21 protein-coding genes are annotated in these 20590 nt (G+C 70.1%); 12 read left to right on the top strand and 9 right to left on the bottom strand.

The genetic code is table 11. From position 1 onward, the window contains the following. Positions 1–3: 3 nt before the first annotated feature. From K8Z49_RS24070 to K8Z49_RS24055, 4 genes are read left to right on the top strand one after another with little or no spacing between them, the layout of a single operon-like run. A complete protein-coding gene (locus K8Z49_RS24070; protein ID WP_021591385.1) occupies positions 4–966 on the top strand; it encodes an NAD-dependent epimerase/dehydratase family protein in 963 nt (320 codons plus the stop codon). 22 nt (positions 967–988) lie between these two features. Beyond that, a complete protein-coding gene (locus K8Z49_RS24065) occupies positions 989–1966 on the top strand; it encodes an NADPH:quinone reductase (protein WP_412515270.1) in 978 nt (325 codons plus the stop codon). A 14-nt stretch (positions 1967–1980) separates the two neighbouring features. Further along, positions 1981–3612, top strand: a complete 1632-nt coding sequence (locus K8Z49_RS24060; protein ID WP_412515269.1) for a long-chain-fatty-acid--CoA ligase — start codon at positions 1981–1983, stop codon at positions 3610–3612. A gap of 8 nt (positions 3613–3620) precedes the next feature. Beyond that, positions 3621–4475 (top strand): SMP-30/gluconolactonase/LRE family protein, encoded by an 855-nt coding sequence (locus tag K8Z49_RS24055; protein ID WP_412515268.1) that lies wholly within the window; start codon positions 3621–3623, stop codon positions 4473–4475. A 222-nt stretch (positions 4476–4697) separates the two neighbouring features. Here the strand turns inward: K8Z49_RS24055 and K8Z49_RS24050 are convergent, their stop codons facing one another. Next, positions 4698–7544, bottom strand: a complete 2847-nt coding sequence (locus tag K8Z49_RS24050; RefSeq protein ID WP_412515267.1) for a BTAD domain-containing putative transcriptional regulator — start codon at positions 7542–7544, stop codon at positions 4698–4700. 164 nt (positions 7545–7708) lie between these two features. Here K8Z49_RS24050 and K8Z49_RS24045 point away from each other — a divergent pair, with 164 nt between their 5' ends. Next, positions 7709–8275, top strand: a complete 567-nt coding sequence (locus K8Z49_RS24045; protein WP_024934550.1) for a dihydrofolate reductase family protein — start codon at positions 7709–7711, stop codon at positions 8273–8275. Positions 8276–8778: 503 nt separating this feature from the next. Here the strand turns inward: K8Z49_RS24045 and K8Z49_RS24040 are convergent. Continuing rightward, positions 8779–9189 carry a hypothetical protein gene (locus K8Z49_RS24040; protein ID WP_412515266.1) on the bottom strand — a complete coding sequence of 137 codons (411 nt, stop codon included), beginning with the start codon at positions 9187–9189 and terminating at the stop codon, positions 8779–8781. Between the two features lie 155 nt (positions 9190–9344). Then, a complete protein-coding gene (locus tag K8Z49_RS24035) occupies positions 9345–9494 on the bottom strand; it encodes a hypothetical protein (RefSeq protein ID WP_412515265.1) in 150 nt (49 codons plus the stop codon). Positions 9495–10034: 540 nt separating this feature from the next. On the opposite strand from K8Z49_RS24035, the gene K8Z49_RS24030 reads away from it, so the two are divergent. The 6 genes from K8Z49_RS24030 (at position 10035) to efeB (ending at position 14682) form a co-directional block, all read left to right on the top strand. Continuing rightward, on the top strand, positions 10035–10523 hold the full coding sequence (locus K8Z49_RS24030) for a monooxygenase family protein (protein WP_412515264.1): 489 nt from the start codon (positions 10035–10037) through the stop codon (positions 10521–10523). 157 nt (positions 10524–10680) lie between these two features. Continuing rightward, positions 10681–11076, top strand: coding sequence for a hypothetical protein (locus tag K8Z49_RS24025; RefSeq protein WP_412515263.1), 396 nt, complete (start codon positions 10681–10683; stop codon positions 11074–11076). A gap of 225 nt (positions 11077–11301) precedes the next feature. Further along, positions 11302–11973, top strand: a complete 672-nt coding sequence (locus K8Z49_RS24020; RefSeq protein WP_412515262.1) for a hypothetical protein — start codon at positions 11302–11304, stop codon at positions 11971–11973. A 259-nt stretch (positions 11974–12232) separates the two neighbouring features. After that, positions 12233–12883 (top strand): SCO family protein, encoded by a 651-nt coding sequence (locus K8Z49_RS24015; protein ID WP_412515261.1) that lies wholly within the window; start codon positions 12233–12235, stop codon positions 12881–12883. After that, positions 12880–13371 carry a copper chaperone PCu(A)C gene (locus tag K8Z49_RS24010; RefSeq protein WP_412515260.1) on the top strand — a complete coding sequence of 164 codons (492 nt, stop codon included), beginning with the start codon at positions 12880–12882 and terminating at the stop codon, positions 13369–13371. The genes K8Z49_RS24015 and K8Z49_RS24010 overlap by 4 nt, the downstream gene beginning before the upstream one ends. Before the next feature lie 69 nt (positions 13372–13440). Further along, complete coding sequence (gene efeB, locus K8Z49_RS24005) at positions 13441–14682, top strand: iron uptake transporter deferrochelatase/peroxidase subunit (RefSeq protein WP_412515259.1); 1242 nt, start codon at positions 13441–13443, stop codon at positions 14680–14682. Here efeB and K8Z49_RS24000 read toward each other — a convergent pair. Next, positions 14668–15156 (bottom strand): hypothetical protein, encoded by a 489-nt coding sequence (locus K8Z49_RS24000; protein WP_412515258.1) that lies wholly within the window; start codon positions 15154–15156, stop codon positions 14668–14670. The genes efeB and K8Z49_RS24000 overlap by 15 nt on opposite strands. Before the next feature lie 52 nt (positions 15157–15208). Here K8Z49_RS24000 and K8Z49_RS23995 point away from each other — a divergent pair, with 52 nt between their 5' ends. Then, positions 15209–15472: a hypothetical protein gene (locus K8Z49_RS23995; protein ID WP_412515257.1), complete on the top strand. Its 264-nt coding sequence runs from the start codon at positions 15209–15211 to the stop codon at positions 15470–15472. A gap of 261 nt (positions 15473–15733) precedes the next feature. Here the strand turns inward: K8Z49_RS23995 and K8Z49_RS23990 are convergent, their stop codons facing one another. The 5 genes from K8Z49_RS23990 to K8Z49_RS23970 form a co-directional block, all read right to left on the bottom strand. Continuing rightward, positions 15734–16273 carry a transposase gene (locus tag K8Z49_RS23990; protein ID WP_412515256.1) on the bottom strand — a complete coding sequence of 180 codons (540 nt, stop codon included), beginning with the start codon at positions 16271–16273 and terminating at the stop codon, positions 15734–15736. Next, complete coding sequence (locus tag K8Z49_RS23985; RefSeq protein ID WP_412515255.1) at positions 16185–16754, bottom strand: IS110 family transposase; 570 nt, start codon at positions 16752–16754, stop codon at positions 16185–16187. Before K8Z49_RS23985 ends, K8Z49_RS23990 begins: the two co-directional genes overlap by 89 nt. A gap of 440 nt (positions 16755–17194) precedes the next feature. Next, positions 17195–17965 carry an SDR family oxidoreductase gene (locus tag K8Z49_RS23980; protein WP_250358289.1) on the bottom strand — a complete coding sequence of 257 codons (771 nt, stop codon included), beginning with the start codon at positions 17963–17965 and terminating at the stop codon, positions 17195–17197. A gap of 35 nt (positions 17966–18000) precedes the next feature. Further along, entirely contained in the window at positions 18001–18738 is a 738-nt protein-coding gene (locus K8Z49_RS23975; protein ID WP_412515254.1) for an SDR family NAD(P)-dependent oxidoreductase, read from the bottom strand. A gap of 61 nt (positions 18739–18799) precedes the next feature. After that, positions 18800–20584, bottom strand: a complete 1785-nt coding sequence (locus K8Z49_RS23970) for an acyl-CoA dehydrogenase (RefSeq protein WP_412515253.1) — start codon at positions 20582–20584, stop codon at positions 18800–18802. Positions 20585–20590: the final 6 nt, after the last annotated feature.

Genomic DNA, 20590 nt, shown 5'->3' with positions numbered 1-20590 from the left:
GGCATGCGCGTGATGGTGACGGGCGGGTTGGGGGTGAACGGCGCGTGGGTGGTCCGAGCCCTCCTCGCGCGAGGCCACGAGGTGGCCGTCTTCGAGAACCGTGACGACACCTCGCTCATCGAGGACGTGGCGGCGAAGGTCGAGGTCGTCATCGGCGACATCTGCGACGCCGGACATCTCACCGACGCCGTGTCGCGGCTTCGGGCGGAATGCGTCATCCACCTCGCCGCCTGCGTCGATTGTGAAAGAGATCCCGACAAGGCGATCTCGGTGAACGTCGGTGGAACCGCCAAGGTCTGCGCGGCGGCGGTCGCCGCGGGCGTCAGGCGTGTCGTCTACACCAGTTCGAAAGCGGTCTACGCGCCCGCCATCGGCGAGCGGGGATTCCCCGCCTACACGCCGGTCCGGGAGGACGATGACCTGCGTCCGACCGGAATGTACGGCATCACGAAGGCCGCCGCCGAGAACGTCCTGGCATGGTACGGGCGGAACGCCGACATCGAGTGCGTCAGCCTGCGCTTCGCCACGGTCTTCGGGCCCGGGAGGCTGCAACGCCACGCCGGATCGATCAACACCTACAGCTCGATGATCGAGCTGCCCACGTCCGGCCGTGCCTTCACGCTGGAGCACGGCGGGGACGAGCGGGACGACATCATCTACGTCGTCGACGTGGCCGACGCCATCGTGCGCGTCGCGTCGGCCCCGGCGCCGCTTCGTCATCGGGCGTACAACGTCGCCCACGGGTGCACGGTCTCGATCAACGATTTCGCGGCCGCGATCCGGAGGGTCATTCCCGGCGCGGTGCTCGATGTGGGCCCCGGAACCGACCCCATGAACATGCCGGACCCCTACTACATGGCGCTGGACGGCGCTCGGATGGAAGAGGAGTTTGGATGGCGTCCACGCTTCGACCTGGACAGCGCGATCCGGCACTACCACGAATTCGTGAGGTCCCGCCCCTCGTGACGGGCCCGCGGGTGGTGGGCGCGTGAAGGCGGCACTCTACCGCCGCCCCGGCCCCGCCGCCGAGGTGCTGGAGGTCGTGGACCTGGACCTGCCGAAACCGGGACCGGACGAGGTCCGGGTCCGGATCACCACGTCGGGTATCAACCCCACCGACTGGAAGACCCGCGCCGGGCTCACCGACCGGCTGCCGGACGGATTCCAGGTCCCGCACCATGACGGCGCCGGTGTCGTGGACGCCGTGGGGGACGGCGTCGCCGGCCTCGCGGTCGGGCAGCGGGTCTGGCTCTATCTCGCGGCGTTCGGCAACCGTTACGGGACCGCGGCCGAGTATGCGGTCGTCCCCGCCGGGCGGGCGGTACCGCTGCCCGACGACGCCTGCGACGACCTGGGCGCCTGCCTCGGAGTCCCCGCCCTCACCGCGGCGCACTGCCTGGGCGGAGAGCCGGCGGATCTGAAGGGGCGGACCGTCCTGGTCGCCGGGGGAGCGGGCGCGGTGGGCCACTACGCGATCGAGCTGGCCAAGCATGCCGGTGCGCGGGTGGTGGCCACCGTGAGCTCGGACGAGAAGCGCGCCCTGGCGGAGGCCGCGGGCGCCGACCTGGTCGTCCGCTACACCGACGACGACGTGGTCAAGCGCGTCCGTGACTTCGCGGGTCACGTCGACCGCGTGGTCGAGGTGGCGTTCGCCGCGAACCTTGAGCTGAACCTGGCCGTTCTCGGCACCGGCGGCACCATCGCGACCTACGCGGCGGCGGGGGAGCTGACCCTGCCCGTCGGGTGGCTGATGCAGGCGAACATCACGCTCGACTTCGTGCTCCTCTATGGGCTGAGCCCCGAACAACTGGGCGGGGCGGTCCGGTGGACGTCCGAAGCCCTCGCGTCCGGTGCCCTGTCGGCTCTGCCGGTGATCCCCTATCCGCTGCGGCAGGTGGCCGACGCGCAGGACAGGGCGGCGCAGGGACCCGTGGGCAAAGTCGTCCTGAGAATCGCCGCGAGCTGATGGGAAACACGCGCATGGACACCTGGATCACGGAACTGACGCCTTTGTCGTTTCTGCGGCGATCGGCGGACGTCCACGCCGACCGTGCGGCCGTCGTGCACGGCGAGAGCACGTGGACCTTTCGGGAGTTCGCCGCGCTGGTCGAGCTGCGGGCCCGCATGCTGCGCGCCGCCGGGGTGCGCCCGGGGGACCGGGTCGCCTACCTGATGCCCAACGTGCCGGAGATGCTGGCCGCGCACTTCGCCGTGCCCCTGGCCGGGGCGGTGCTGGTCGCGATCAACACCCGGCTCGCGCCCGACGAGGTCCGCTACATCCTCGACCACTCCGGCGCCACCGTGCTCGTCGTCGACTCCGAGTACGCGGCCACGGTCGCCCCGATCGCCGGGGTGCTGGAGACGGTGGGCACGATCGCCGTCGCGGTCGACCCGCTCGGCCCCGGGCAGGCGGCCCCGATCCCGGGCGCGGTCGCGTTCGACGACCTGCTCGCCGGGGCGGCCCGGGACCGGAGCGAGCTGGCCTGGACGGTCCCTGACGAGCGCTCGCCCATTTCGATCAACTACACCTCCGGCACGACCGGCCGTCCCAAGGGCGTCGTGTACACCCACCGCGGCGCGTACCTCAACTCGTTCGGGGAGATCTTCCACTCCACGCACGACGCCGGCAGCGTCTACCTGTGGACGCTGCCGATGTTCCACTGCAACGGCTGGTGCACCACCTGGGCGCTGGTCGCGGCGGGCGGGACCCAGATCTGCCTGCGCGAGGTGCGCGGCGACAGGGTGTGGGAGCTCATCGACCGGCACGGGGTCACCCACCTCAACGGGGCGCCCACGGTGGTGACGACGATCCTGAACTCACCGCGTGCGCACAGGCTCGACCGGCCGCTGGTCATCACCGTCGCGGGCGCGCCGCCGAGCCCCACCACGCTTTCCGAGGCGGAGTCGATGGGCTTCTCCATCGTGCACGTCTACGGGCTCACCGAGACCTATGGCCCGTACACCGTCTGCGTGTGGCAGGACGCCTGGCGGCACCTGTCCGCCGAGGAGCGGGCCACGATGCAGGCCCGCCAGGGGGTCGCGATGGTGCAGGCCGACCCGGTCCGCGTGGTGGAGTTCGAACCGCGCGACGGCCACCTCGTCGACGTGCCGGCGGACGGGCGGACCATGGGCGAGATCGTCATGCGCGGCAACAACGTCATGCGGGGGTACCACCGGGATCCGGAGGCGACGGCGGCCGCGTTCGCCGGTGGCTGGTTCCACTCCGGAGACCTGGGCGTCATGCATCCCGACGGCTACATCGAGCTTCGGGACCGGGCCAAGGATGTGATCATCTCCGGCGGCGAGAACATCTCGACCGTGGAGGTGGAGCACGCCGTCGCCTCGCACCCCGACGTTCTGGAGGTCGCCGTGATCGGCGTCCCGGACGAGCGCTGGGGAGAGCGGCCCAAGGCGTTCGTCGTCCCCCGGCCGGGCCGCGCACCTGCCGCGGCCGACGTCCTCGAGCATGTGCGGGCACGCATCGCCCGCTACAAGGCACCTCGCGAGGTCGAGATCGTTCCCCACCTGCCCAAGACCTCCACCGGCAAGGTGCAGAAGTACGAGCTGCGCGAGAAGGAATGGTCAGGCGAGACCGGCCGCATTCGTGGATAAGGAGTGGCATGAGATACAAACTGGAAACGCTCGCCGACGATTTCGTGTTTCTTGAAGGTCCGCGCTGGCACGAAGGTCGGTTGTGGCTGTCGGATCAGTGGGGGAATGCCGTCTACACGCTGTCCGAGTCCGGCGAGCGGACCGAGATAGCGAGCTTCCCGCGGCGCCCCTCGGGCATCAGCGTTCTGCCGGACGGCCGCGTGGTGATCGTGTCCATGGCCGATCGACGTCTGATGCTGCTGGGCGCCGACCGTACTCTCTCGGAGTACGCCGACCTGTCCGGGGCGGTGCCGTACGACCTCAACGACACGGTGTGCGACAGCGTCGGCAACATCTACGTCGGTACCGTCGGCTACGACATCGTGAACGGCGCCGAATTCAAGCCCGCCGAACTCCTCATGGTGAGGCCCGGCGGACCGTACGAGGTCGTCGCCGAGGATCTGGAGTTTCCCAACGGCGCGGTCATCACCGCCGACGGCGGCACGCTGATCATCGCCGAGACCTTCGGCACCAGGCTGACCGCGTTCACCCGCGCGGCCGACGGCACGCTCTCAGGGCGCCGCGTGTGGGCCGATCTCGGCGAGCGCACGCCGGACGGCATCTGCCTCGACGCGTCGGGCGCGGTGTGGGTGTCGTCCTTCATGACCGACGAGTTCGTCCGGGTACGGGAGGGCGGCGAAGTGCTCGACGTCATCCGGCTGGACGGCAGGCGCGCCGTAGCCTGCAATCTGGGCGGCGCCGACGGGCGCACGTTCTTCGGCCTGACCTACGAAGGCGCGCATGAAGACATCGTCTCGGGCAGGAAACTCGCCCGGGTGGAAACCTGTCGCGTGGAAACACCCGCCGCAGGCTCCCCTCGGTAAGGCGCCGCCACGGGCGGCGGGGTCCACGCCCCCGCTCCGGGTGGCGGCCGCCATCTCCCAACGGGCAGCGACCGCACTCCTGTCCGTTGTGGAGTCACCGGAGCTGCCGCTGTGGGTGCTATTCGGCAACCACGCCTGCGACGTCGCAACGGCCATGTACCCGCAGCGCCTCACCACCTGGGCACACTGGGAGGCGGGTGTGGGACGTGGGTTGGCTGCGTGTCAAGAATTCCCTGTAATGACTCGGCGTCGATCAACCTCCGGTGAGGGCTTCAGGTGTCGGCGGAAGGCGTTGGCGGCGGACGTATCGATGATCGTGAGCTGGGTGTGGATCTGGTCGACGGTGGTGGAGGCGAGGTCGCCGAGGAGGGCGTATGCGTGGCGCCACTGCTCGCGGGCGGCTTCGAGGTCGCCGGCGAGGTGGTGGCAGGCGCCCACGTGGGCGAGGGTGCTGGCCTCGGCGTACGGGTCGTCGAACTTTCGGAACAGGTCCCTGGCCTGGTGGTAGCAGGGGATGGCCCGGGCGGGGTCGCCCATCCGGAGGTGGACGTCGGCCAGGCACGACCACGCGTGGGCCTCGTAGGCGAGGTTGCCGAACTTCTGGTGCAGGACTAGCGCCTGCTCGCACAACTCAAGCGCTCGGCCGTGGTCTCCCAGGCGGCCGTGGTACCAGCCGAGGTCGGTGAGCGCGATGGCCCGGCCGACCTGATCGCCCAGCTCGTCGAACAGCTCGTGTGCGCGTCGCGCGGCGTCGAGCGCGTCGGCCTCCCGGCCCTGAAGGGCGTACACGATGTCGCGGCGGTAATGCGTCCACGCCTGTCCGGCGAGGTCGTCACGTGAGTGTTCCAGGGCCAGGTCGAGGCTGCGGTGGGCTTCGTCGAAGCGGCCGAGGTCAGCCAGTGCGAAGGCCAGGTTGCGGTACGCGCGCGACTGTTCCACCAGGTCGCCCAGCCGTCCGGCGGCGGCCACGGCGGCTCGCTGTGTCTCCGCCCGGTCGTGCCAGTGGCCCCGTCCGTGCAGGAACACGAACAACGCCCGGGCCAGTCGGCAGACCTGCCGGTCGAGGCGAAGGTCCTCGGCGAGACTCAGCGCGGCGAGCAGGGCCGGACGCTCTGCCTCGAACCAGGCCATCGCCTCATCACGTCCCGAGAAGTCGGTCACGCAGACACCCGGAGTGCCGGGCGCGGCGAGGTCGGCACCGATGTCGTCCTCTACATCTCCGCCGACCAGCCGCTGGGCGGCGCTTGCGGTGCGGACGTAGTGATCCACCAGGCGGTGGCGCGCGGCCTCCCGGTCCGTGTCGTGGGCCTGGCTGAGTTCGCATGCGTAGGCGCGCAGCAGGTCGTGGCATGAATAGCGGCCCGGGACGTGCTCGCTGAGCAGGTTGGCGCGAGTCAGCTCGGCCAGCGGCGCCCGTACCCGCGAGGCCGGGGCGCCCGCCAGGCTCGCCGCGGTCGCGGTCGTGCCGTCCCGGACGGGGTGCAGCCCGGCGACCAGCCGGAACAGCCGTGCCGCCGCGTCACTCAGCGCCTCGTAGGACCAGGAGAAGACCGCTCGCATGTCGGCGGTGCTCTCCAGGGCACTCAGGCCGTCGCGGAGCTCGTCGGCGAGGGCGGCGAGCGGGTGCCTGGGATGGATGGCGGCGCGGGCGGCGACGATCGCCAGCGCCAGCGGCAGCCCGGCGCAGCGATCGACGATGTCGTCCGCCGCCTCGACCTCGGCGGCGATCCGGTCGGCGCCCAGCCGGAGAGCCAGCAACCGCCTGGCCTCCCCCGGCGGCAGCAGCCCCAGGGTGATCGGATGCGCGCCATAGGTCATGACCAGCCCGGCCAGCTGATCGCGGCTTGTGACGATGGTCAGGCAGCCGGGTGCCCCGGGCAGCAGCGGGGCGACCTGGTCGGCGTCGCGGGCGTTGTCCACCAGGATCAGCATCCGCCGCCCGGCCAGCAGGCTGCGGTACAGTCCCGCCTGCGCGGCCGGACCCTCCGGGATTCGCTGCGGTGGAACCTGTAAGGCGTCGAGGAACTCGCGGAGGGCCGCCGCCGAGGACACCGTCTCTCCTGACGGGCCGTATCCGCGCAGATCGATGCAGAGCTGACCGTCCGGAAAGCGGTCGGCAATGCGGTTCGCCCACTGCACGGCCAGCGTGGTCTTCCCTATGCCGGCCGTGCCGGTGATCACCGCGATGAGCGGCGACCGAGACCCCGCCCCGTCCGGCCCGGCCTGATCCGGCGGGCGCAGGAGCGAGTCCAGAGCCGCCAGCTCCGCCACCCGTCCGGCGAAACCATCGGTGCCGGCGGGCAACTGCCTGGGCACCGCGCCTCCGCCACGCGGGACGCCGCCGGCGAGGAGGGTGGCGTGGAGTTCCCGCAGTTCAGAGCTGGGGTCGGCGCCGAGCTCGTCCGCCAGCCGCCGACGGATCAACTCGTACCGCTCCAGCGCTTGGGCGGGACGGCCGGATGCTTCCAGCACCCGCAGCAGCCGCGCCCAGAGGGATTCCCGCAGCGGATGCCGCTCGGCCGACTCGGTGAGTTCGGTTGGGTCGGGCGGTGCTCCGCTTGCGAGGCCCAGATCGACCCGCCGCTCCAGGGCGGTCAGGTACCGCTCCTGCAGCGCGGGCGCCACGGACTGCTCCAGCCAGTCGGACGCGATTCCGTCGAAGGGCGTGCCGCGCCACAGTGCCAGCGCGGCGCCCAGCCGGGACTGCTCGACCACGAGGTCGGGCGCCGCGGCTGCCTCGTCCAGCAGGCGGCCGAAGCGGAGGGCGTCGACACTGTCCTGGTCGACGTCGAGCTGGTACGCGCCCGGCCGGGCCACGACCAGTGGGGCCGCGGAGCCCAGGGCTCGACGCAGCCGTTTCACGTTCGCCCGAACATTGGTCCCCGGGTCTCCGGGTGTGTCCGCGCCCCAGACCGCGGTCGCCAACCTGCTCGTCGGGACGGTGCGGCCCGCCGACATCGCCAGCACGGCCAGCAACGCGCGCAACCGCCCGGCCGGCAGCTCCACCGGCCGCCCGTCCACTGAGACGCGCAGCGGCCCGAGCACGTCGACGGCCAGCACGCGGAACATCACCTCCTTGTACCAGTGGCGGGTTTCACCCGAGTGTCACAACTCTGTCACTTGCCATCGCCAGGCTGGCGAGCATCCCGGACCTCTCCGGTTCGGGCCGATCGGCACGGACCGACCGGCCGTCTTCGCCCTACCGGTTCGGATCGACACCCCTGGAGGTTGAAATGTCTGTGTCAGTGCTCGACATGTCGATGTCGCTCGACGGTTACATCGCCGACCCCGACGATTTCCTCGGCGGCGAGGACGGCGAGCGGCTGCACAAGTGGGCCGACGCCGGCGCCGGTGGCCCGTCCGAGCCCGTCGGGCGGTTCAACGACGAATGGAAGGCGGCGGGCGCGGTCCTCGCGGGACGGCGCACCGCCGAGCTCATGGACCACTGGGGTGGTGATCACGGCGGTCTGCCGATCTTCGTGCCCAGTCACCGGCCGCCCGGGCCCGCCGCCCGCTGGGGCTATCCGATGGTGACGTACGTGACCGACGGGATCGAGAGCGCGATGGCGCAGGCCAAGGCCGCCGCCGGGGACCGGGACGTGCAGGTGCGCGGTGGGTACACGGCGCAGCGGGCGCTGGAGGCCAAGGTGCTGGACGAGGTGCAGATCCACCTGATCCCGGTGCTTCTGGGCCGTGGCCGCCGGCTGTTCGACGTCCTGCCGTCGGAGGTCGAGCTGGAGATCGTCCGAGTGATCGACACACCGGAGGCCACGCACATCCGCTACCGCGTCCTTCGCTGAGCCGCTCGACCTGCTCCGGCGTCCAACGACCACTCCAGGAGCGACCGGTGGCCCATTGAGGTCGCATGGCGATTCCGACGTCGGACAAAGCCCATCAGCTCCCGGACCGGCACATCCCGGCTCCCCAACGGCGCCGGCACGGACCTGGCCGCACCGGCCCGGCCTGGGACCGCCACCTGCGCACCCTGGCCACCGCGCTGCGCCACCCTGGCGGGCGCGCTGACGCAACACGTCCCGCAATGGCAGATCGCTCGCACCCCGACGGGCGCCCTTCACCTGTGGAGAACAGACCGGCTGCCAGGACGACACCGCCGAAACGGCCAGGGAGCGTGGTGTAGCGGTCGATCCCGCTCAGGACTTCTTCGCCGACGAGGCGCCGAGCCGGTCCGTCCGGCCGAGTTTCGCCGCCGCGCCCGCCGCCCTCCAGATCCGGCGCTGAATCGGGCCCGGGGCGCTCCCACCGGTCCACGGCAGCCACCACTCACGGTGACCGTTCAGGCCGGTCAGACCTTCTGCTCAGCGCTTTGGGCGATGCGGACGCCCGCTTCGACGGCCTCCTCCCAGGTCGGGTACTCACCGTCGAAGTCGTCCGGGCCGTCCAGGCTGCCGTCGACGTAAAAGTCGCCCTGCCACTCGATGTTCGCCCGCTGCTCCTCAAAATCCTCGGGTCGCTGTATCCATCCCAGCGGCCAGACCGGCATCATGACGCGCACCAGCCACCGATTCGCGATCTTGAGGCGGAAGGACCACTCCTCCGCGCCGTCGGCGTCCGGCTCGTGTTCCACATCGGAGACGACGACACCACGCCGCTCCAGCTCGGCCACATAGGCGAGCACGTTGGCCGCCACGTCGGTTTCCACGTCGGCCGACGCCATGAAGTCCTCAGCTCTCAGCATGATCGATACGACGCCCATCCGACGGCACCGGTTCCGGAGCGCCGCAGGTGAACCTCAAGACCGTTCTCGGCTGCGCCCACCGAGGCGGTGCATGAGTTTTACCTGGTCAGAGGTCGTGGTGTCGTAATGACTCGCGAGGGACTTGGGCCCCGGTAACTCCGACGGCAAGCTCGTCACCGCGGCCCCCACTCCCACCTGGGCCGCCGCTTTCCCTCCAGGACGGGCCTGCGGAACGCCAGCCGGCCCGCCTCGGCTTTCCCCTTCAGGCCGAGGACGCCGCGAGCAGCGGCGCCGGCACGGTGGACCTTGTAGGTCTGGTTCATCTCGCTGACGCGCAGCTCCTCACCTCGGCCGCGTCGCCGGGCGGCGCTGCGACGACCCGGACCTTCTCAGCGTCGAACGGACGACGGAAGGGAGATCAGCACGGCTCGCCCGCACCAAGGCCATAGCGGTCTTCGGCGCCGTCTCGATGGCGCCCGGCGCCCTCGGCCCTCTTCTGGCCGGCGACGTTGTCGTCGATCCGCACCACCTGCGGAAATGACGCACCGACAGGCCGGTGAACACCGGCGCACATTCAGCCCGATCCGCGCCGATCACCTGCTCCGCAGCAAGATCATCGAACCGGACGCCCGAGCGTTACGGAACAGACTTTAGGCAAGGGTGCCAGAACAAATGTCGGGTCCACGGCATCGAAGGTTTTGCGCTGTGACGGTTGAAGCAGGCAGGCAGTACGGTGATGGGAGGTACTGTTGATCGGGGAGTGCGGCTCGGTGTTCACTGCTTTGAGAGATGTTCTGCGACTTCTGCTGCGGCCTGAGTGGGCGCGCAACCTTGCTCGGTCAGCCCCTCGGTCGGGAAAGGTTGTGGCCGACAATGCGGAGCCGGTCGTGGTTTTCCTGGTGGGCATCAGGATCAACAAGTGGCGTAGGGTCGGGCACTGGCTGCCGCTCCTGCTCACGCTGCCGGGCATGCTGCGGGAGTTGGTCACCAGTGCGGACAGTGGACTGCTTGCATATCGCTTGCTGATCGGGCCTGGCCTGCGGCAAGCGACACTGGTGCAGTACTGGGACCGGCAGGACAGCCTTCTTCGGTTCGCCCGAGATCTGTCAGGCACGCACCGGTCGGCGCAACGGCGCCTGTGGCGGCATTACGGCTCTGGCGATGCGGTCGGCGTCTGGCACGAATTGCTCCCTGTCGCCGAGGGGGCTCATCACGGGGTGTACGGCAACATGCCGCCGATGGGGCTGGGCGCTCTGTATCACGTCCGTTCCGAACTGTGGTGGCTGCAGAGCACACATTCCGCTGCTGGCCGGGAGAACGACAATTCAGGAGAGCAGACCGGAAAAAGCTAACCTGCATTTAGTGCAGCGCATGCACTCAGCTGATTCCAACCCCATCCGGCCTGGTGGTGGAGGTGGAGAACGGCCTGCACAACGGCAGTGAATCGGATGGGCGAGCCCCGAGCCTTCCGCAGATTGTGCCACTGCTCAAGCGCGGCGGCGCCACGTCATGCCCGTCACGCAGGTCCTCATCGACCGGGCCCTGGAGTCCGACAGCGGCTGGCGGGTTCCGCCACTGCCGGAGCTGCCACCGCCTTTGGGACTCTTCGGGGTCACCGATACGGCGGACGTCGCCTGGCTGAAAGCGATGCTGTCGGATCAGCCGGTGCGCTGCCTCCAGCAGCCCGTTCAGCTGGGCAACCCGGCCGCGGACGCGATCGCACGGACGCACATCCACTGCACCGTCGTGCCGGAAGGCTTCGAACGCCGCCCCGTTCCCGCAATTCAGCCCAACGGCGCCCCCGCGCAGATCTGGGAACTGCCGACAGGTCACGACTGCATGATCACCATGCCGGTCGAGCTGGCCGGGCTGCTTCTCAAGCTCGCCGTGCCCCCTCATTCCTGACGTCGCACCCGCTGCAACGCCTCCGGGCCGTCGGCTTCCCTGTGCGGTCCAACGGGCCAGGAAGGCGAACGTCGGCATAGTGCGGATCACCGTGCCCGTCCTCCCGTCCGGAGCCTGTCCCTGAGCCGGCCCGAGGGGCGAGTCGAGCGTGGAGGAGGCGTGTACTACGGTTCGTAGTACACGCGGTGGTGCACACCTGATGAGCGAAGGACGAACGCGTTCCCGATGACAGAGCATCCGGCCGGAGGTACGGCGGAGGCCGCTCGCGCCGATCCGGGCATGCGGGTGCTCCGGGCGGTGGCGTTCTCCGCCGTCTGCGTGTCGGTGTCCGGATGCGCGCATGCTCTGGCCTCGCATGCGGGACTCCCGTGGCGGTCCCTGCTTGCCGGGTGGCTGGTGATGCTGTGCCTGGTGCCGCCTCTGGCGGGACGGGAGCGATCGAGGCCGGGCATCATCGCGACACTGCTGTGCGGCCAGATGGTCCTGCACGTGGTGTTCGCCGTGGGGCAAGGCCACGATGCGGTCGCGGGAGGCCCTGACGGCGGGATGCCACCGGCGGCTCAGGCGATGCCGGGTCACGTGGCCGGGTCGGGCATGGGCGCGTCACTGATGCCGGGACCGGCGATGTTCGCACTGCACCTGGCCGCCGCCGCTGTGCTCGGATGGGTGGTGCACCGCGGTGACCGCGCTCTGTGGACCCTGGTCCGGGTATCACGGCGCGCGACGGGCACGCTCACCGCTCCGCTGCGAGCGCTGCTCGGCGCGATCCTCGCGGGCCTGCCCGCACCGCCTGTAGTACCCGCTGCCGGGGCCGCTCCCGGGGCGGAGGACGTGCCCGGTGAGATCGTCCTGCTGCACCACGCGGTGATACGCCGGGGCCCGCCGCCGGCCGTGTGAACCGCTGACGGCGCGGGCGGCGTCATCGCCGCTCGGCCTTTTCCCGTACCGGCTGCTCGGTCGCGGTCGCCCGTGATCGTGGACGGCTTGGTGCGGATGCCCCCTGCGGCCGTGCCGCGCGCTCCTGCCGCGCGAGTCGGGCCGCCTCCCTTCGTGCGCCATCGCGTGAGCCTTCGGGCCGATGGCGAGTCCTTCAATGGAGGCTTTTGTGCGTGCTTTCACGCATGCTTCATCCCGTTCCTCCCGCCGGCGTGCCGGCGTGGCGGGCGGAACCGCCGTGATCGCGGCGATCTGCATGGGTGCCGCGGCCTGCGGCGACGACCCGTCGGACGGTCAGGCGCCCGCCGCGGCGTCCGCGCCGGTGTCGCCCCCGGCTCCCGGAGCCGGTAACGCCGTGCGGCCGAACCGGCCGATGCCCAAACCGGACCTGGAACTGACCGACGACGACGGCAAGCCCTTCGACCTGGCCGAGCGGACGGCGGGCAGACCGACCGTGCTGTACTTCGGGTACACCCACTGCCCGGACGTGTGCCCGACGACCATGGCCGACCTGGCCAACGCGGTCAAGAAGCTGCCCGCGGCCGACCAGGGCAAGCTCCGGGTGGTCTTCGTGACGACCGACCCCGGCCGTGACACACCCAAGCGCCTGCACCAGTGGCTGAGGGCGTTCGACGACCGGTTCATCGGGCTGAGCGGAGACTTCTCCGCCGTCCGGAAAGCGGCCCGCAGCGTCGGCGTCTCGGTGGACAAGCCGGTCAAGAACGCCGACGGAAGCTGGAACGTCACGCACGGCGCGCAGGTTCTGGCGTTCTCACCGGCCGACGACCAGGTCCACATGATCTACACCTCCGGGACAACGGCCCAGCGCTATATCGCAGACCTGCCCAAGCTCGTCAAGGGGGAGATGTGAGGCGCCTGGCAGCCGCGGCTGCCGTGCTGGCGTCCGTCACCGTGCTGGCGGCCTGCTCATCGTCGAGCGCGTCCTCGTCGTCCGGGGCGTCCTCGCCGGACGAGGCCGCACAGGGCCGCCCGCGGCTGTCGGTGTCCGGCGCCTACGTGCCCGAGCCGCCGTTGGCCGACCTTGCCGCCGGATACCTCACCATCGCCAACACCGGGACGAAGGCGGACCGGCTGACGTCGGTGACCAGCGACATCGCGGCAGAGGTGGCCATGCACCGCACCACCTCGGACGGCGCCATGAAGCATGAGAAGGAACTGCCCGTCCCGGCGGCCGGCCGGCTGACGCTGCGCGTCGGCGGACTCCACCTGATGCTGATGGACCTGAAACGCAGGCCGCGGACCGGCGACACCGTCACCTTCGTCCTGAACTTCGCCGCCTCGGCACCGATCACCGTCAAGGCGCCGGTCAAGCCGGCGACGTACCGCCCCGACCAGTGACCGATCCCCGCGCGCCGGCCCCCTGGTCATGCGGGGGCCGGTGCGCGGGAACGCCCCGGGAGAACACCCATGGAACGACCCGATCAATCTTCCGGCGTCACCCGGCGCCGAGTGCTGAGCGTGGCGGGCGGCGTCGGCATCGCGGGGCTCGCGAGCGGCGCCGCGGCGGGCGCGCTCGGCCGGCCTTCGAGCGGCGGCACCGAAACGCCCCTCGCCGTGGTCGGCGCCACCGCCGTCCCGTTCCACGGCCGCCACCAGGCCGGGATCACCACTCCACCGCAGGCGTGCGGACACCTGGTCGCCTTCGACCTGGAGCCCGGCGCGGACCGCGCCGCGGCGGCGGCGCTCATGCGCCGCTGGTCGCGAGCGGCCGAGGCGATGACGGCCGGGCGCCCGCCCGCCGGCGACGACCAGATCGCCCTCGACGCCGGGCCGTGCTCGCTCACCGTGACGTTCGGGTTCGGCCGCACGTTCTTCGCCAAGACCGGGCTGGAGGACCGCATGCCCTCCGCGCTGGTGGAGATGCCGCCCTTCCCCGGCGACGCCCTCGACCGCTCTCGAAGCGACGGCGACCTGTGGGTGCAGATCGGCGCCGACGACCCGCTGGTCGCGGTGCACGCCCTGCGCGTGCTGCAGAAGACCGCGTCCGGTACCGCGCGGGTCCGCTGGCAGATGAACGGCTTCAACCGTGCCCGGGGAGCCGCCCAAGGCCCGCGCACCGTCCGCAACCTGATGGGCCAACTCGACGGCACCGGCAACCCGGCCCCGTCCGACCCCGGCTTCGACGGCAAGATCTTCGCCAGCGCTACGGGTCCCGAGGCTTGGATGGACGGCGGTTCGTACGCGGTCGTCCGCCGCATCCGGATGCTGCTGGACGTCTGGGAACAGCTGTCCGTCGACCGGCAGGAACGTGTGATCGGTCGCCGCAAGGACAACGGGGCCCCGCTGTCGGGCGGCACCGAGACCGCACCGGCCGATCTGGCCGCGACCGGTCCGGACGGAACTCTCGCCATCCCCGGCGACGCCCACATCCGGGTCGCCGCCCCGGCCTCCAACGGCGGGGCGACCATGCTGCGCCGCGGCTTCTCCTACCACGACGGCCAGCGGGAGGACGGCGCGCCCGACGCCGGCCTGCTGTTCGTCGCCTGGCAGGCCGACCCCACCACCGGCTTCATCCAGGTGCAGCGCAAACTCGCAGGTGCCGACGGCCTCACCCGCTACCTCCGGCACGAGTCCAGCGCCATCTTCGCGGTCGCTGGCGGCGCCACCGCTCCCGGCGACTACATAGGCCGCCCCCTACTGGAACCCTGACCCACCCAAGGCGACATCCCGTGCTCCAACTCCTTCCCGATCGCGCAGCGACACCGGCAGCGGCTGCACGAGGACAGAGGTCCGCACGTGGCCGCCCACCAGGGCTCCGGCCTCTACACCCTGGACACCGCGCTGCTGACCGACCTGCAACCCGACGTGGTCCTGACCCAGGACTTGTGCGAGGTCTGCGCCGTCTCCTACCGCCGGGTGGCGACCGCGCTGCGCATCATGGACGCCGGCCCCCGGGTGGTGGGCCTGGAACCCCAGACACTGCCGGACGTACTCGACACGCTGGCGCAGGTGGGAAAGATCCTCGACGTCCCAGAGATCGCCGCGGACCGGGTTCGGGAACTGGAAGAACGGCTCGCACGCGTCCGCGCCGCAGTCGCGGGGAAACATCGGCCCCGGGTGGCGGCGATCGAATGGCTCGACCCGCTCTGGCCCGCCGGGCACTGGGTGCCCGAACAGGTCCACACCGCCGGCGGTGAGCCGCTGCTGGCCTCACCGGGGGAAACACACCGTCCCCATGACGGCCGAAGCGCTCGCCACCGCCCGCCCCGACGTGATCCTCCTCATGTCCTGCGGCTTCAGCCCCGAACGCACCAGAGCCGAAGCCGAGCCCGAAGACTGGACGGGACGGGCCGATCAGGTGTGGGTCCTGGACGGCCCCGCCTACTTCAACCGCCCAGGTCCCAGAGTCGTGCGCGGAGCAGAGATCCTCGCCCACGTCCTGCACGGCGTCACCGTCGGCGATCCCGTCCACGACAGCGAGGCACACCGCCTGGCCTGAACAGAGGCCGCATCGCCGCTCATACATGGGCAGCCCACGGTCGGCTTCGGCGCGTACGGCATCGACGATCGTCGTCTTCCGGCCACCGTGGTCCGGGGCCGCTTGCGCCGCGCGCTGAAGGGCCTCCAACCCAACCTGGGGCGCTCCAGCGTTGGGACGCCTGAGAGCTGTCGCTACCGCCCGAGCCGACGTGACGCGGTTCGCGGTGATGGCGTGGGCATGGGCGGCGGGGGAGGGCCAGACATCCCTGGAGCTCGAATGTCAAGCTGCGAGGGCGGGTGTGCGGTGTGACCATGCGGTTGCTTGGTCGTAGGTGGTTCGGGTCTTGAGGCAGCCGTGCAGGATGCCGACGAGTCGGTTGCCGACCTGGCGGAGGGCGGCGTTGTGGCCGGTGTCGCGTGCGCGTAGCTCGTTGTAGTAGCCGCGGACAGCGGGATCGTGCAAGATCGCGGCGCTGGCCTGCATGTGCAGGGCGTCGACCAGGCGGTCGTTGTGGACGAACCGGGCGTGGACGCTCTTGGACCTGCCGGACTGGCGGGTGGTGGGGCTGGTGCCGGCGTAGTTCTTGCGGGACTTGGCGCTGGCGTAGCGTCCGTCGGCATCGCCGAACTCTGCGATCACCCGGGCGCCGAGCACCCGGGCGCCGATCACCCGGGCGCCGATCACCCGGGCGCCGAGGACCGCGCCGAGGCCGGGCTGGCTGAGGTAGATCTCAGCGTCCGGGTGCCGCCCAAAATGTGCCTCGACCTGCCCTTCCAGGGTCTTGATCTCGGCGTTGAGCGTCTGAAGCACCGCCACCATCGCTCGGACCGTCGCCGCCGTAGGCGGTGCTCACGACCTCGCTTTGCCCCAGGTGCTCGGTGCGCAGTTCGGCGCGGATGGCGGCGGCCTTGCCCGGCTTGTCGCGGTGGCCCTTGAGCACCGCGGTAATCTGGCCGGTCGTCAGCCGGGCCGCGGACTGCGGGGTGGGCGCCTTGGCCAGCAGCATCAGCACGGCCGGTGAGGTGAGCCCGAGTGGCTTGCAGGCGGCCAGTGCGGCGGGGAAGTAGTCGCGCAATGCGGCCCGCAGCCGCAGCATGTGCCGGGTCCGTTCCCAGATCAGCGTCTGGTGCGCCCGAGCCACGACCTTGACGGCCTCGGCCTCTTCGGAGTCACCGGCCACCGGCCGCAACTGGTGACGGCGGGTACGGACCATGTCGGCCAGGGCGTGCGCGTCGGCCTTGTCGCTCTCGGCGCCGGAGTTGCCCATCACTTCTCGGTGCCGGGCCGCCTGCTTGGGCACCGTCTGACAGTCCCAGCACGTCCCGGCGTTGTCGGGGCTGCTCCCACCCTCCCCGGCGACTCCCGGATCAGGCTGCCCCCAGCTTCACCTGGCCGCTGCGACGGCCAGGAGGTGAAGGTCTCTCACCTCCACTCGATCCCGCGCGCTTCGTGGCGCACATGGTCCTCGGCCCAGTCATCACCGACGAACAGCACCCGATCCTCCACATCACCCGGCAACACCGTCAGCAGCCTGCGAGAGCCGGTCGGCGTGCTAATGGACCAGTACTCACGCCGCCACGGGCGGGCACGACATCCCATCAGTGATCCAGGCTCCCGGACCACCGGTGAGGACACGGTCTGACCCAAGGACTCCAACATCGGTCAAGCGGGCGGGAGTGCTCCCTCACCGGCGGCCACCAGGCACCGAGTCCGCCCGACTGGCCAACCCGGTAGTTCCCATTAGCGGGTGAGCATGATGCCACCGTCGACCGGGAGGACGATCCCGGTGACGTAGCCGGCGGCGCGGGAGCCGAGGTAGACGACCGCGCCGGCGATGTCGTCGGGACCTCCGACGCGTCCCAGCGGGGCCCGGGCCATGAATTCCTGACCGCGGTCTTCTATCGTCTTCGCCATCATCTTCGAGGGGAACCATCCGGGGGCGATGGCGTTACAGGTGATCGCGCGGGGTCCGAGTTCGGCGGCCAGGACGCGGGTCAGGTGGTGCAGGCCGGCTTTGCTGGACGAGTAGGCGTAGGTGGGCAGGCCCGGCACGCTGAGCCCGTCGATCGACCCTATGTTGATGATGCGCGCCGGATCGGCCGCATCGGCGGCTTGCTCCAGCAAGGGTAGAAAGGCGCGCGCGAGGTAGAACGGCGACTTGAGGTTGAGATCGAGGACCTTGTCCCACGCCGACGCCGGAAACTCGGCGAGTGGCGCGCCCCAGGTCGCGCCGGCGTTGTTGACCAGGATGTGTACGGCGTTGTGGCGGAGGGCCACCTCCGCAGCCAGCCTCCGGCATTCGTCCTCGGTCGACAGATCTGCCGGCACGGCACTGATGTCGCCGAAGCCGGCGAGTTCTTCGCAGGCCCGCCGGCAGGCGTCCGCTTTGCGGGAGGAGATGATGACCGCCGCGCCGGCCTGGAGCAGGCCGCGTGCGGCCATCAGGCCGATGCCGCGGCTGCCGCCGGTGACGACGGCGGTGCGCCCGGTGAGGTCGAAGAGGTTGTTCATGCGCGCTCCGCAGGATCGTGGCAGGGAGGACCCGGTCAGACGGAGACGCCGCCATCGACGGGCAGGACGACGCCGGTGATGTAGGCGGCCTCGTCGGAGGCGAGGAAGGCGACCGCGGCCGTCATCTCAGCGGGAGTGCCGTAGCGGCGCATCGGGGTGGCTTCTATCAACTGAGCGAGCTTATCGGCGGGAACCGACTCGATCATCCGCGTCATGGCGTTCGGGGATATCGCGTTCACGGTGATCCCGAAACGGGCGAGCTCCTTCGCCGCCGTTTTGGTGAAACCGATGATCCCGGCCTTTGCCATGGCGTAATTGGACTGGCCGGGATTGCCGCGAAGGCCGGTGTAGGAGGTCACGTTGATGATCCTTCCTGTTCCTTGCTCGCGAAAGTGTGGAACCGCGGCACGGGTGAAACGGAAGGTTCCGCCGGCGTGGACCGCCATGACGGCCTCATAGTCCTCATCGGTGAGTTTCCACAGTATCGCATCACGGAGAATTCCCGCGTTGTTGACCAGTACGTCGATTCGGCCGGTGTCGTCGATGACCCGCTCGACAACGGCGTTGACCTGATGGGTGTCGGAGACGTCCGCGACCAGGCCGACCGCTCCGATCTCCTGTGCCGCCTTTTCGACCTCGGCGGCGTCGAAATCAACCAGATAGACCGCCGCCCCGGCGTTGTGGAAGTGTTCGCCCAACGCCCGGCCCACTCCGCGCGCCGCGCCGGTCACCACGACGGTCCGGCCGCTGAAGTCGAAGCTCAAATTTCCCATCTGAACACCTTTCTGAGACGAGGGCGGCGCCGTATCTTCAAGGTTCCGACACCGTCTCCGTTCACAACCATTCTGGGTGTGTGTCGAGGGTGGTGCGATCACCGCGAGCCAAGAGGTTGAACTGCGTGGAGGTCTTCGGCAGCTCATAGCGGAAGAAGTAGCGCGCGGCCTGTCGTTTGCCGTCGTAGAACTCGCCTTGCCGGTCGCCCAGGGCGAGTAGTTGTTCGAGCCACATCCAGGCGATGACGACATGCCCGGCGGCCTCGAGGTAGACGGAGGAGTTGGCGAGCGTCACCGTCACGTCGCCGAGCGCCCAGAGCGTCTTGGTCACGTCGGTCAGTCGCTCCGCGGCGGAGCGCAAGGCGGTGGTGAACTCAGCCAGGTCCGCGTCCGCGCGCTCCGCGCGTTGGACCGTACCGCTGATCGTGGACACCAGCACTTCCAGGCCGGCGCCATCGTGCATGCGCACCTTGCGGCCGAGCAGGTCGAGGCCCTGGATGCCGTGCGTGCCCTCATGGATGGGATTGAGCCGGTTGTCGCGGTAGAGCTGCTCGACGATGGAGTCGCGGGCGTAGCCGTAGCCACCGTGGATCTGAATGGCCAGGTCGTTCGCCTCAAGGCACCACTGGCTGGGCCAGCTCTTGGCCACCGGCGTGAGCACGTCCAGGAGCAGGGCGGCACGCTGTCGGCCGTCCTGGTGGACCGCCGTCTGCTGCTCGTCGACAAGTCGAGCGCAGTACAGGCTGAGCGCCAGGGCGCCCTCCACGTAGGATTTCTGCGCCAGCAGCATGCGTCGCACGTCGGCGTGTTCGACGAGGGCGACGGGCGGTGCGGTGGTTCCCTTGTCGGCTGGCAACCGTCCCTGTCGGCGCACTCTCGCGTAGTCCAGCGACGCGAGGTAGCCGGCGTAGCCGATGGCGGTCGCGAGGAAACCGATGCCGATGCGAGCATCGTTCATCATGTGGAACATGTGCGTCAGACCGTGGTGTTCCTCGCCGACGAGGTAACCGACCGCGCCCGGCCGTCCTCCCACCGGATGTCCGCCGTCGCCGAAAGCGAGCAAGGTGTTCGTCGTTCCCCGCATGCCCATCTTGTGGTTGAGGCCCACCAGGGTGATGTCGTTGCGGGTACCGTCGGGCAGGTACTTCGGCACCGCGAACAGCGAGATGCCCTTGACGCCCACACCGCCACCCGGGATCTTGGCCAGGACGAGGTGGAGGATGTTCTCGGCCAGGTCGTGGTCTCCTCCGGAGATCCACATCTTGGTGCCGGTCAGCCGGTACGTGCCGTCCTCCTGTCTGGTGGCCCGCGTCGTGATGTCGGCGAGCGACGACCCGGCCTCCGGTTCGGACAGGCACATGGTGCCCAGGCAGCGGCCCTCGAGCATCGAGGGGACCCAGCGCTCCACCTGCTCGGCGGTGCCGTGAGCGATCAGCGTTGCCGCGTTGGCCGTGGTCAACAGCGGGTAGGCCGACGTGCTCGCGTTCGCGGCCTGGAACCAGGCCATCGACGCGCGCGCGATCACCGATGGCGCCTGCAGCCCGCCGTACCGCTCGTCGAACTGGGCCGCGGCCAGCCCGGCCTCGAAGTAGACGCGCAACGCGGTGGTGACGTCCTCGATCATCTGCACCGTGCCGTCCGGCCGCATGACCGGTTCGTGTGTATCGGAAAGCCGGTTGTGCGGCGCGAAATGCCGCATCGCCATGTCGGCGCTGAGGTCGAGAAGGGCGTCGAACGTCTCGCGGGAATGCTCCCGGAAACGGTCGCGGGCAGTCAGTGACGTGACGTCGAGCCACTCGTAGAGGAGGAACTCGAGGTCGCGGCGGGACAGGACGGGTGCCGACATGGTGTT

The sequence above is a fragment of the Actinomadura madurae genome (assembly GCF_047130825.1).
GTDB classification, from domain to species: Bacteria; Actinomycetota; Actinomycetes; order Streptosporangiales; family Streptosporangiaceae; genus Spirillospora; species Spirillospora madurae.
This window is presented reverse-complemented; position numbering and strand designations above follow the sequence as displayed.